General features: G+C 45.8%; 13 protein-coding genes. All 13 read left to right on the forward strand.

What is annotated here, in order from left to right; genetic code table 11:
* Window positions 1-62: 62 nt before the first annotated feature.
* A complete protein-coding gene (locus LPW40_RS06055; RefSeq protein WP_230821332.1) occupies window positions 63-827 on the forward strand; it encodes an SDR family NAD(P)-dependent oxidoreductase in 765 nt (254 codons plus the stop codon).
* Window positions 828-942: 115 nt separating this feature from the next.
* The gene (locus LPW40_RS06060; RefSeq protein ID WP_230821333.1) at window positions 943-2,220 is read left to right on the forward strand and encodes an alcohol acetyltransferase; all 1,278 of its coding nucleotides are present in this window, start codon (window positions 943-945) and stop codon (window positions 2,218-2,220) included.
* Window positions 2,217-2,873: a DUF6320 domain-containing protein gene (locus tag LPW40_RS06065; RefSeq protein ID WP_230821334.1), complete on the forward strand. Its 657-nt coding sequence runs from the start codon at window positions 2,217-2,219 to the stop codon at window positions 2,871-2,873. Before LPW40_RS06060 ends, LPW40_RS06065 begins: the two co-directional genes overlap by 4 nt.
* A gap of 40 nt (window positions 2,874-2,913) precedes the next feature.
* A complete protein-coding gene (locus LPW40_RS06070; protein ID WP_230821335.1) occupies window positions 2,914-3,891 on the forward strand; it encodes an alpha/beta hydrolase in 978 nt (325 codons plus the stop codon).
* Window positions 3,892-4,243: 352 nt separating this feature from the next.
* Window positions 4,244-5,650, forward strand: coding sequence for a hypothetical protein (locus tag LPW40_RS06075; RefSeq protein WP_230821336.1), 1,407 nt, complete (start codon window positions 4,244-4,246; stop codon window positions 5,648-5,650).
* A 45-nt stretch (window positions 5,651-5,695) separates the two neighbouring features.
* The gene (locus LPW40_RS06080) at window positions 5,696-6,583 is read left to right on the forward strand and encodes a methylenetetrahydrofolate reductase (RefSeq protein WP_230821337.1); all 888 of its coding nucleotides are present in this window, start codon (window positions 5,696-5,698) and stop codon (window positions 6,581-6,583) included.
* Window positions 6,584-6,592: 9 nt separating this feature from the next.
* Window positions 6,593-8,086 (forward strand): arylsulfotransferase family protein, encoded by a 1,494-nt coding sequence (locus LPW40_RS06085; protein WP_230821338.1) that lies wholly within the window; start codon window positions 6,593-6,595, stop codon window positions 8,084-8,086.
* Window positions 8,087-8,123: 37 nt separating this feature from the next.
* On the forward strand, window positions 8,124-9,089 hold the full coding sequence (locus LPW40_RS06090; RefSeq protein WP_230821339.1) for a VOC family protein: 966 nt from the start codon (window positions 8,124-8,126) through the stop codon (window positions 9,087-9,089).
* A 170-nt stretch (window positions 9,090-9,259) separates the two neighbouring features.
* Window positions 9,260-10,015 carry an IclR family transcriptional regulator gene (locus LPW40_RS06095; protein WP_230821340.1) on the forward strand — a complete coding sequence of 252 codons (756 nt, stop codon included), beginning with the start codon at window positions 9,260-9,262 and terminating at the stop codon, window positions 10,013-10,015.
* Between the two features lie 21 nt (window positions 10,016-10,036).
* Window positions 10,037-10,222 carry a 2-hydroxymuconate tautomerase gene (locus tag LPW40_RS06100; RefSeq protein WP_269063258.1) on the forward strand — a complete coding sequence of 62 codons (186 nt, stop codon included), beginning with the start codon at window positions 10,037-10,039 and terminating at the stop codon, window positions 10,220-10,222.
* Window positions 10,223-10,234: 12 nt separating this feature from the next.
* On the forward strand, window positions 10,235-11,020 hold the full coding sequence (locus tag LPW40_RS06105) for a 2-keto-4-pentenoate hydratase (protein WP_230821342.1): 786 nt from the start codon (window positions 10,235-10,237) through the stop codon (window positions 11,018-11,020).
* Window positions 11,021-11,085: 65 nt separating this feature from the next.
* Window positions 11,086-11,877: a 2-keto-4-pentenoate hydratase gene (locus tag LPW40_RS06110; RefSeq protein ID WP_230821433.1), complete on the forward strand. Its 792-nt coding sequence runs from the start codon at window positions 11,086-11,088 to the stop codon at window positions 11,875-11,877.
* A 156-nt stretch (window positions 11,878-12,033) separates the two neighbouring features.
* Window positions 12,034-13,449 carry an SLC13 family permease gene (locus tag LPW40_RS06115; protein WP_230821343.1) on the forward strand — a complete coding sequence of 472 codons (1,416 nt, stop codon included), beginning with the start codon at window positions 12,034-12,036 and terminating at the stop codon, window positions 13,447-13,449.
* Window positions 13,450-13,458 lie beyond the last annotated feature (9 nt).

The following is a 13,458-nucleotide window of genomic DNA, read 5'->3' on the forward strand; positions in this document are numbered from 1 at the left end:
ATTTCAAGGGTGAAAATGTTATAATTAAGGTGTAAACAAACTTTAATTCAGGAGGCGTTTCAATGATTTCTCTGGAAAACAAATCAGCAATCATTACAGGAGCTGCGATGGGCATGGGGAAAGCGACGGCTTTGAAGTTCGGTAAAGCCGGAGCGAAAGTGGTCGTTGCAGACATGAATGAAGAGGAAGGCAACAAAGTCGTAGAGGAGATCAAATCAGACGGCGGCGAGGCGATTTTCGTCAAAGTCGATGTTTCCAATGAAGAGTCCGTAAAGCAGATGGTCCAGAAGACGGTGGAGGCGTTCGGCAAGCTCGATGTCGCCGTCAACAACGCAGCGATCACGCCGGACGACAAACCGATTGCGGACATGGACTTCGATTATTATGAGAAACTGATGTCGGTCGACTTGAACGGTGTCGCGCTCTGCCTGAAATATGAATTGAAACAGATGGAACAGGGCGGCACTCAAGGTTCCATCATCAACACTTCATCCGTGAGCGGCATCCGCCCGCAGCCGACGAACCCGGCGTATGTGGCGGCGAAGCACGGTGTCATCGGCCTGACCAAGCAGGCGGCGATGGATTACTCACCTAAAGGCATCCGCATCAACAGTGTGGCGCCAGGTGCCATCGATACGCCGATGCTCCGCGGTGCGCTCGACCAGTTCGGTTTCGACCCGGACGAGTATGCAAAACAGCTGAGCATGCTCGGGCGTTTTGCGGAAGCGGACGAAGTCGCAGAAGCTAACCTTTGGCTCGCATCCGACCACTCCTCATATGTCACGGGCACCGTGCTGAACGTGGACGGCGGCTACACTTCAATGTAAATCAGTATGGAATCAGGGCATCTGCCGCTTCGGCAGATGTCTTTTTTCATTCATGCCGCATTTATCATCCTTGGATGCTATAATTTAATGACAATGAATATAAGGAGGTGAGCGGATGGATCAGTGGTACAGGATAGATAATACAGGAAAGATTTTTCATGCGGTCTCAAGTGCAACCAACTCCTCGGTGTTCAGGGTGTCCATGATCATGAATGATACGGTGGAGCCCGAATGCCTGCAGGAGGCACTCGACATTGTCGCGGTGCGTTTTCCGACGCTCACCGTACGGGTGAGGAAGGGGCTGTTCTGGGACTTCATGGAGCATAATGATGAACAGCTGCTGGTGAAGCCTGAAACTGGCCATCCATGCTCACCGATAGACAGGAAGGAGAACAATGCCTACCTGATACGGGTCCTTTATTTCGAAAAGCGGATTTCCGTGGAAATCTTCCATTCGCTGACCGACGGCGGCGGGGCGGTGGAGTTCCTGAAGACGCTCGTCTACCAGTACCTCGTGCAGAGGGGTGAGGCGGTGGAGACGGATGGAGTGATCCTTGATCCGGAAGATGCGCCCGATCCTGAGGAGATGGAGGACAGTTTCGAGCGGTATGCCTCGTCCGATACAGCTTTGCGGCAGGTGGGACGGGCGGAGAAGGCTTACCAGATCAAAGGCACCGCCTTTGAGCCGCCGGGCATCCATGTCACGCACGGCGTGGTGGACGGCACGGCGCTGAATGCCTTCGCCAAAAGCCGGGGGACATCGCTGACCGGATTTTTGACGAGCGTGCTGATCCAGGCGATCCACGAGGAAAGGATGCGGCGGGATATGACGGACGGGACGGTCTCGATCGCACTGCCGATCAGCCTGCGCCGGCAGTTCCCTTCAGTGACGCTCAGGAACTTTTTCTCCGTTGCGAACATCGGGGTGCCGATGGACGGGTATATGCACCTTGAAGACATCATTAAAGAGGTGACCGGGCAGCTTATCAGTCATACCGATAAAAATGTGCTGCAGGCGGGGATCGACCGATTCGTCTCGCTGCAGGGCAAGTGGATCGTCCGGGCCCTGCCGGTGCTCGTGAAATATCCAATTATGCGGATCGGGTTCAACCAGTACGGGGAACGCTCGAAGACGATGACGTTTTCGAACCTCGGCAACATCCCGGTGCCGGATTCATTAAAACCCCATGTGGACAGGATGGAAGTCGTCTTATACCCGACGAGGAAAAGCCCGATCAATGCAGCCGTCGGCACGCTGAACGGCAGGCTTACGATCACTTTCGCCCGGTCGATTGAAGAAGCGGACATCATCCGGGCGTTCTTCAAATCACTTGCGGATATCACGGGCCTCGATGTCGAAGTATATTCGAATGAATGGGGGGATATGCGATGAACCAGTGCCCGAACTGTGATGTATGGACAAAAGACGGCCACTGCCCGCTGTGCCGGGAGGACCTGTCACAGGATAAAGGGGCCGCATGGTATCCATACTACGATCCTGAGCTCCATAAGAAGCGGACCAACATATCGAGGCTTGCGATTCTGCTCGGCATCCTTGCGGTGTTCATATGCCTGGCGATCAACATTATCGTCATCCCGCAGTTTCTGTGGGTGTTCTATGTGGCGATCGGGGTATTTTATGTCGTTGTCTCGCTGACGCATACGATTCTTTCAGCATCGCACATCGGCGGGAAGATCACCGCCCAGGTTGTGAGCCTCACCATCGTGCTGCTGGTGATCGATTTCCTGTCCGGGGATATGCAGTGGTCGGTGAATTACGCTGTCCCGTTCCTCATCGTTGCAGGCATACTCGTGATATCGATCATCATTTTGACGGTGCGCCTGAAGTGGACGGGCTACTTGAGCTTCCTGCTTATCATGATCGCACTCGGTTTCCTGCCGCTCGTATTTTTTCTGTCCGGCCTTGCGGACGTGCTATGGCCGAGCATCATCGCTGCAGTGTTCGCGGTGACGGTATTCACACTGCTTCTGCTGTTTGCCAACCGGTCGTTCATGACCCAGCTCGGAAGACGGTTCCATCTGTAACACCGTGCGTGATGCGTGCGGAATCGAAAGGACTGATTCAATGAAACGTGTTTTAAAGACGGCCGCCGTCATCGCGGGTGCAGGGGTTTTATATTATACGGCACGTGCCGGGCGGGCGGCGTTATTCGAAGAAAGAAGCATCGAAAGTAAAATCGTTGAGGACTTGATACGGGTGTTCAACTTCGACCTTGAAGACGTCGATGCGGAGATGCTTGCGAAAAACTTCAAGGAGAACAGGAAAGAACATAAAATCCGGGAGAACCTGATGCGCTCGGAAGTCGAATCATACTACGACAACGGGATGAAAGTGTACAGGATCATGCCCGAGGAGAAAGTGGCTACACGCCGCGTACTCTACCTGCACGGCGGCGGCTACATCCATCAGCCGTCCGCGTTCCACTGGCTGTTCATCGATCAGATGGTCCGGGAGACCGGACTTGAATTCATCGTGCCAATCTACCCGAAGACGCCGGAATACTCCTATGAGAGTGCTTATGATGCCGTCTCAGCGCTGTACGACAACCTGCTTGAAGAATGCAGCGATGAACTTATATTGTTCGGGGACTCCGCCGGCGGCGGGCTCGCAATCGGGTTCACCCAGTGGCTTGCGGAGGAAGGAAAGACCATGCCGGCAGGGCTCGTCATCATTTCCCCGTGGCTTGATATCACTTTGGAACATCCGGAGATGGACAAGTACGCAAAAATGGATCCGATGCTCCGGCCGGATCATTTGAAGATCATCGGCCGTATATGGGCGGGGAATACGGATCCGTCGTATTATAAAATCTCCCCGATCAACGGCCGGCTTGAGGGTCTTCCGAAGATATACTTATTTGTTGGTGAACGTGAGATCTGCCTGCCCGATTCCCGGGATTTTGCGAGGAAGCTTGAAGCGGCCGGGGCGCCGTATGAATACTATGAGTACCCGATGATGAACCACGTCTTCCCTCAGTATCCGATACGGGAAGGCGCGAGGGCGAGGCGGCAGATCAAAGAGATATTGGAGTCTTTGATATAAAATTTCAATTAAAATATTTATATTGAACTGTGCTTTTCCAGGCACAGTTTTTTTATTTGTAATAAATCATAGGTTGATTGTTGACAAATATGAATTACTGAATTATATTAATAATCAGATAATTAATTTACGAACACAGTTCGACATTATCGAACGATGAAGGATTGATATGTTAAGATTTAAATTTTTAACATATTTTTGAAAGCACTTTCAGACAGTGTTTGTAATTAGAGGAGGATGGCAGACTAAGGGGAATTAGATGTTTTTGAGGAATCGTTAAGGGGTTACTGTTGTTGATCAAACTGGGATATAACGATAAAAAAATTAATTAAATTATATGGGGGATTTTAAAATGACAGTTAAAACAACGAAAAGCAATTCTTTACAAAGTCTGATTGAAAGCAAGCCGAACCTGGTGGATCATTTTTATAACGACGCGCCGTCGTTGCATTTCGCTAAATCTGCAACAGGTGCTTATATACCGCCTGCATTTACAAACTGGCGTGAGGAACAGCAATCCTGGAGTAAAGCTGTGGCGCTGCTCCATCAGTCTCATCATATGCCTGAGCTTTTCGTGGAAGGGCCTGACGCTGAAAAATTCCTGATGAAATATACGGTAAATAAATTTAATAATTTTACGGAAGGTCGTGCTAAACAACTCGTCGCAGTGACGCCAAGCGGTTATTTAATCGGCGACTGCATAGCCCATAACCTTGATGATGATAAATATGAATTGATCAGTGGAATGCCTCTTCAAAACTGGCTGCTGTATAATGCCGAAAAGGGCGAGTTCGATGTGAAATTGACTCAGGACATGCCGTCACATTTAAGGAAAAGCGGTGAAAGAACATTTTGGAGATTCCAATTGGTCGGGCCTAATGCAGGACCATTATTCGAAGCTCTGATTGATGAGCCGTTAGAGGAAAAAATTAAGTTTTTCCGGACTAAAAGAGTCAAAATCAGAGGCTGCGATGTTCTGGTCCATAGACATGATATGACCGGTCATGAAGGTGTAGAGATCTCAGGGCCGTTCGAGGATGAAAAGACAGTCAGAGATGCAATCCTTGAAGTGGGTAAAGATTTCGGCCTGAAGCCGGTAGGCACCCAGGCTTACTTCACCACATCTTTTGCAAGCGGCTTCATGGCGCATCCAATGCCTGGCATCTATACTGATCCGGCCCTTGAAGACTACCGCAATTGGTTGAAAGAAGACGGCTGGGAAGCCCATAGCGAAATCGGAGGCAGTTATGTCACGGATAATATAGAAGATTATTATGTGACGCCTTTTGATCTGGGTTACGGTCATGTCATTGATTTTGAACGTGATTTCGTCGGGAAAGAAGCATTGCAAAATTTCCCTGAAGATAAGAAGCGTAAAAAAGTGTGTCTTGTCTGGAGCCGTGAAGATGTCAAAAAGATCTACGACTCACAACTGGGAACAGGAAAGCGCTATAAGGCACTGGAGCTGCCGGTGACGAATTTCGCATGGAACCAATATGATGAAGTCAAAAGTGAAGATGGGGCGTTTGCCGGGGTATCCTGCCACGCCGGATATGTAGATCCTGTAGGAGATTTCCAATCCATTGCAATGGTGAAGCCTGAGTTCAGTGAGCCCGGTACAGAACTTGTACTTACATGGGGAGAGATTAATGGCGGGTCCAGGAAACCTCAAGTTGAAAGTCACGAGCAGACTACAATCAAAGTGACTGTTGCACCGGAGTTTTACAGCACTAAAAGTCCTGGTATCAATAATGATTAATTCTGTTGCATATTCAAGCAGCTTGAGAGAAGAGGGGTCAGTTCTATGAAGAAAGTCGCTTCAAATGATCAGGAGAGAAGAATTTTAGCCGACTTACTGGATAATATCGGATATGAAGTCATGCCTTTCAAAAATGCTGTAGAAAAAGTGACTGCCGATGTACCGACAAGCATACCTTTGACTGTCACAGCAACCGGTGATAAGGGGCTTGAATCGACACTTGAAGTATCCATTTCCCTGCGTGAAAAAGGCTATAAAGTTGCACCGCATATACCTGCACGTCTCGTTACCGGTCCGGATGAGCTGGATCAGATCATCGAAAGACTGAGGGTTGCAGATATTGATCAGATATTCATCATTGCAGGAGATGCCAAAGAGCCTGCCGGGAAATTCAAAGATTCATTGGATATGCTGAAAGTGCTGAACGCAAAAAATCATCATTTCAAGAATATAGGGATAGGCGGATATCCGGAAGGACATGCACTTTTTGAGGATACTCAGATAGAAGATGCATTGAAGGCAAAGTCGCCCTATGCAGACAGGATTTTAACACAAATTTGTTTTTCGGCCGACACCTTCATTAAATGGAATAAAAATATTCAAAGTGATGGAGTAGAGCTGCCCGTCTACGCAGGAATGCCTGGTCCAATCAGCCGCCAAAAGCTGATTCGGATTTCGGCGGGCCTCGGTCTCGGCCAGTCAGCGAACTTTCTGAAGAAGCAGCAGAACATGTTTTGGAAATTCTTCACGCCCTCGGGATATAATGCCACGAATATCGTGAGAGGGCTGGTCAGGCAAATGACAAATACAACGACCACTTTTAAAGGATTCCATATTTTCACATTCAATGATTTCGAAAGCACTGAAAAATGGCGTAAGGAACTCTTGAAGCAAACTGGTCAACAGAGTTGGCGTTTACAGGAAAATTCCTAAAAGATGATTATGGGGGAAGATATGATGGCTGTTAATAATGAAGTGCATACTCTGGAAAAGATATGGAATTTGAGGACCAATCCTCATTTGAAACCGATGAAAGTAGATGTGAATATCAACGAAGAAGGGAAGTCTCCCGGTTATTATTTCCTGGGACCCCATGCATTGACGAAAGATGATTTAATCGGTCAAACTTCCGTGATGATCATGGATGATGAAGGGAATCCAGTCTGGTTTCACCCGGCCGATGAGTTCACACAGATCATGAATTTCAGAACCCAGACATATAAAGGGGAGCCGGTCCTCACCTTGTGGCAAGGGACCCTGGCCGAATCGGAAATCAGGCCGAAGCCTTTGCCTTATGGCGATCCCTTGCCTGGTGCAGTCTTTCAAATTTATAACCAGAACTATCAACTGATTAAAAATGTGAATGCCCAGAAAGGTTATGTGTCGGATTTCCATGAATTTCTGATCACTGAGAGAGGTACTGCAATCATTCTCGGATTAAAACAAATCCCGGCTGATCTCTCAAAATACGGTGGGCCGGAAAATGGTTATATTGATGACTATTCAGTACAGGAAATTGATATCGAAACGGGAGAATTGCTGTTCTTCTGGGACGCGCTGTCCCATATCAATCCGGCTGATTCTGTCGAGCCGGTTCCTGATAAAGATGATTATCTTCCAATTTGGGACCCATATCATTTGAATTCAATCGAAGAAGGACCGGATGGGACATTGCTGCTCAGCATGAAAACCATGAATGCGCTTTATAAAATCGACAAGGAGACGGGGCAAGTGATTTGGCAGATTGGTGGAAAAAACAGTGATTTCGAAGTGAGTTCCGACGCCGTTTTCTCCAATCAGCATGATGCACGTTTCATCTCTTCCGATACCATCAGTTTATTTGATAACAACAAAGGAGATCCTGAAAATGACCCGGATGGTATATCACGCGGCTTGATAATAAAGGTGGACGAAAAGAATAAGAAAGTGGAGGTCGACAGGACTTTTTACCACGATTCCCCTTTATATGTCGGACCGGAAGGCGGAATGAGCCATCAAAGTGACGGCAACTTCACGGTAGGATGGGGTTCCGGATTCCATATTTCAGAATTCGGCGGTCAGGGCAACAGCGTTTCGGACACAGATTCGAATATACTATTTGATGCAACGTTCCCCGGAGGTAACTTAACTTATAGAGCGTATAAGGATGAGTGGACCGGACTTCCGCTTGAATCGCCGAAAATCGCTGTGGAATTGGATGAGGAGAACGGCGCAGCCGTATATGTCTCCTGGAATGGCACCACTGAAACAGCCAAATGGCAGGTGGTTGGAGGAAAAGAGGCGTATTTGATGGAGGAAATCATCACTGTTGAAAAAGAAGGCTTCGAAACAGTGATCAATGTCCAAGATTCAGGACCGTATTTTCTTGTTAATGCTTTGGATGAGAATGGCAATATTTTAGGAAGCTCCTTAACCAAGCATGCTGAGTTCTTTTAAGTCACAATTCTTTTTTTAAATAACTAGGGGGATGGCAATGGAAAATGAACTGAAAAAATTTGATATTGCAGAACTGACACACATGGAACTTTATACACCTGATCTGGAGGGGACGGTCTGGTTTTTTAAAGACCTCCTCGGCTTGATCGAAACTTCCCGCGAAGGCAAGTCTGTTTATTTAAGGGGATATGAGGACACATATACATGTTCCCTCAAAGTAACGGAGAGAGACAAGCCGGGACTCGGACATTTAAGCTTCAGGGCAAGTTCCCCGGAAGCGTTGGAGCGGAGAGTCAAGGCACTGGAAAACTCAGATTATGGCAAAGGCTGGATTGATGGAGACGCAGGACATGGACCTGCGTATCAGTTTGTGACACCTGATAATCACTTGATGGAGATTTTGTGGGAAATAGATGAATTTGAAGCACCGGATAAAAATAAGACCATACTGAAAAACAGACCGCAGAAAAGACCTTTGCATGGTTATCCGGTAAAGAGGCTGGATCATGCGATGCTGATGTCTCATGATGTGGCCGGCAATAAAGAATTATTTATGGATCTGCTCGGATTTAAATTGAGTGAGCATATTGTGAAGGATGACGGTTCTGATCTGGGAATCTGGCTGAGGGTCACGAATACGGTCAATGAGCTTGTGTTCACTGAAGATGAAGCACCCAATTCAGAAGGGCTGGGGAGACTCAATCATTTTGCTTTCCTCTACGGCAGCACTCAAAACTTGTTTGAAGTTGCAGAAGTGCTGAAAGAACACGATCTTGAAATCGAAGCGGGACCATTTAAACACGGCATCAGCCAGACGACCAGTTTATATGTCTATGAGCCTGGAGGCAACAGAGTGGAACTGTACGGGGATCCGGGGTACCTGATCTTTAATCCTGACTGGAAGCCTGTGAAATGGACTCAAGAGGAAGTTCAGGATGCCATCATGTTTTACGGATCACCTTTACCTGAGTCGTTCTTCATTAACGGTACCCCTAATGTGTAACTGAAAAGACTGATAGACTATAAAATCTCTTTTCACGGTTTGATAAACTTAATATGGTAAATTTTATATAATGAATATCCATTGCCTGCTTTCGAGGGTATCATTGGAACCAGGCTATACTTGAATATATTTATAAAATTTAAAAATAATAAAGGAAGAGTTGGGATTTTATGTCTATCAAATCAGTACAAAGAGCGATGAACATTCTGGAATTGATTCAGAAGGAAGGGCCGGGCTTAAGTCTAGGGGAAATCAGCAAATCTCTTGATTTACCGAAAAGCACAGCTCATGGAATCATTAAGACGCTGCAAAGTCAGGATTTCATAAAACAGCATGCCAGAACTTCAGAGTATCACCTTGGAATTAAACTTTTTGAACTGGGCAATACACTGGCGGACTCGATGGATATCGTAAATCTTGGTCATCAGTATCTGGAGTATTTGGTTGAAGAGTATAATGAAACAGCCCATCTGGCCATCCTGAGCGATAAAGAAGTGGTATACGTGGATAAAAAAGAAGGGGAAGGTGCTCTTAGAATGTATTCGCAGCTTGGTAAAAGGGCACCTCTTTACTGCACGGGGGTTGGAAAAGCGATGCTTGCCCATCTTCCCGAAAAAGATATTGATAAAATTCTCTCAGAAATGGAAATGACTGCATTTACTCCCAATACCATAACTGATTCCGAGCAGCTGAAAGAACATCTTGAAGAAACCAAAACCCAGGGTTACTTATATGATGATGAAGAAATTGAAATTGGATTGAAAAGTGTGGCGGCACCGGTTTTCAACCATAAGAGCGAAGTCTTTGCCGCCATCAGTTGTGCGGGGCCTTCAAGCAGGTTTGGAGATGAACGCATCAAAGAAATAGGACTGACTTTGAAATCTTACGCTGAACAAATTTCCAAAAGTTTTGGGTACACCAAATAAACATTACAGGAAGTGATATAGATGCCGATTATTCATATGAATTTAGTGGAAGGCAGGGACGATGAGACTATAAGAAATTGTGTGCAAGAGGTCTCAAAAACAGTCTCTGAAACTCTTGATGCGCCACTGGAAAGTGTCAGGGTGATTGTAAATGAAGTGCCTAAAAATCGTTTTTCAGTCGGAGGAAAAATGAAGGATGAGAAATAAGGGGTTGGCATTATGCTGGACGAACGGCAAAAACATTTAGCTGCTCTTTTAAGGCAGTCAAAATATGACCGGAAAAGTATTTCTTCTTTAACTGCTGGCAGTATCGATTTGAGTATCGATTCAGCGTATCATATACAATTGGAAAATATAAAATATGAGATGAAGCAGGGCCGGGAGATCACTGGGAAGAAAATCGGATTGACTTCAAAAAAAGTGCAGGAGATGCTCGGGGTTGATGAACCTGACTATGGCCATCTTTTAGATGATATGGAGATTGATGATGGTGGGAGTATCTCATTCCGGCAGTTGCTGCAACCAAAAGTGGAGGGTGAATTGGCTTTCCGTTTAAAAGAAGATTTAAAGGGTCCGGGTGTTACCAGTATGGATGTTTTAAAAGCTACAGATCGCATTTTTCCATCCATTGAAGTTGTGGACAGCCGTATAAAGGACTGGAAAATCAGCTTGATTGATACAGTTGCCGATAATGCATCAGCAGGATATTTTGTGCTGGGGAAAACAGGCAGAAAGGTTACCGATGTGGATGTGAAAAAAGTGGAAATGGCACTTTATCGTAATGGGCAATTGCTCAATACGGGAGTGGGGACAGCCGCTCTTGGGAATCCTGCATATTGCGTGGCCTGGCTCGCCAATAAATTATCCAATTATAATATTCCGCTTAAAGCGGGAGAAGTCATCTTATCCGGCGCATTATCAGGCATGGTTGAAGTGAAGCCGGGAGACAAAGTAAGGGCTGAATTTTCTGAGCTTGGCGAAGTGGAAGTCAGTTTTACATATTAATTTTTATGGGAAAAACACTTTCTGAACCAGGCTGTGAAACATACTATCGAAAGGACGTCAGTGAAATGGATGAATCTATAATCAAAGAGCTTTCCCAGTATGTATTGACTGCAGAGGAAGAAAAAGAAGAGATTATAAAAATAACTGAAGCATTGCGGCCGGAACTTAATATTGACGAGGCATATATGGTTCAAGAGGAACTAATACGAAAAAAAATGGAAAAAGGACAGAAAGTCATTGGACCAAAGATGGGAATTACAAGCGAAGCAAAGATGAAACAAATGAATGTGGACAATCCGATATATGGATATGTATTTGATTACATGGTGACGGAAGATGGGGGAGCAGTTTCAGCTGGGAATTTTATTCATCCCAAAGTCGAACCGGAAATTGCCTTTATCCTGTCGGAAGACTTGCAGGGACCCGGAATCACGGTCGATGATGTCTTGGAGGCTACTGAATTCATACTGCCTGCTTTGGAAATTATAGACAGCCGTTATGAAAACTTCAATTTTACGTTGCCGGATGTCATTGCCGACAATACTTCAGCAGCGGGCGCAGTTTACGGTACCGATTTAACAAAGCCCGAAGATGTAGATCTGGACACAGTTGAGGTCACTTTAGTCATCAACGGGGAAGTTCAGGATGCGGGGACAGGAGCAGCAATACTCGGACATCCTGCAAATTCTATAGCAAGGCTTGCGAATATGCTGGGCGAGAAGGGGAGGAAAGTATCCGCGGGAGAACGAATTCTTGCAGGAGCTGTAACCCAGGCAATCCCAATTAAGCCCGGGGACCACGTCGTTGCAAAATATGGAGGCGAGATGGGCGAAGTCTCTTTTAAGGTCACGGACTGATAATCTTTCCCGTGATTTTGTGATTAATTATTAAGTGTCTGATAATAAGAACTGAAAGCGAATTCATAGTATTTTATCACGTTTAGCGAGAATCTTTCATCTGAACATAATCATTCGTTAAATCATCTGTTTAAGGGGAAGGGTGGACTTCATATAATGGGGAAAAATTCAAAAGAGAGTCCAAGAAAGAATTCATCACTGGCCGGGAATCAAATATGGAAGTGGGCAATCACGCTCCTGCTTCCGATGATTATTGCCTTGATACCAGTCACCGACATATTCACTTCCGATATAAAATGGTTTTTAGTGATCACTGTGATGGCAGTCGCCATTATGGCTACAGGGGTTATACCGTTGATTGCCATTTCTCTTGCTTTACCGATACTATATTTCATTTTGCTCGATATACCCACCTCACTTGCTTTATCACCTTGGACTGGACAGATACCGTGGCTTGTATTGGGGGGCTTTATCGTTACGATTGCAAGCCAAAAAACCGGTTTATTGAACCGTTTGGCCTACCACTCGATCTTATTATTTGGTGGTAATTTTAAAGGTATCATTTTTGGCTTACTTATAGTGGGGATTCTTCTCGCTGCAGTTATTGCCGACCCGAGTGCAAAGGCAATTTTACTAGGCACTTTGACCCTGGGTATTTGTACGGCGCTTAATTTGGAGTTGGGAAGTAAATCAGCTGCGGCACTGGGGGCCACTGTCATCGCCGTTACTTTGGGACCATCATTCTTATTTTCCCATGCTATAGGTAATATGGTGGTATTTGAAGTAGCTTCCGATGTAGGAGTGTCCCTCCCGCCGGCACCTGAGTATTTCACTCATATGTTGATACCTCAACTAATCTATATATTATTGACCGTTTTAGTGATTTTTATAGTGTTCAAGCCAGACGAAAAGATTGAATCTAAACAGTACTTTAAAGAACAATTAAAACAGTTGGGTCCAATGAGAATTAACGAAAAGAAATTGGTGGCAATAACTATTTTACTCATCTTCGCCATTCTAACCTCGGGGATTCATGGTATTGATGTGGGATGGCTTTTTGCCATTGCAGCAATCCTAATGTTCCTGCCGGGAATTGCTCTGGTGAAGGAAGAGGATTTGAGTAAGGTGAACTTTACGATTATATTTTTTGCAGTTGCATGCTTAAGCATAGGATTGGTATCCGTGGAGCTTGGGGTCGCGGGGCTCGCTCAATCACTCGCAAGTCCTTGGTTGAGAGGAGGGGGCCTAGAGGTCATTCCTGGTATATGGATGTTCGGTTTTCTGATAAACTTCCTTTTAACGCCTTTAGCAGGATGGACAGCATTCACAGCCCCTTTGGTTGAACTTGCTAGGGATCTTAACATTAATCCTTTGCCGGTACTATATTCGTATATTCAAGGATTGGAGCAGGTCCTGTTTCCATATGAATATGCAACTTTATTGATAATATTTGGCTTTGGTATGATGAGCATGGGTCAATTTATAAAATATAATCTTGTCCGGGCAGTGATCAGTGGTGTTGCGATTGCTGTTCTATTTATACCTTACTGGTATTTGATCGGTCTCCTGTAAATTGAAAAA

The organism is Salinicoccus halitifaciens, from assembly GCF_021026095.1.
GTDB lineage: Bacteria > Bacillota > Bacilli > Staphylococcales > Salinicoccaceae > Lacicoccus > Lacicoccus halitifaciens.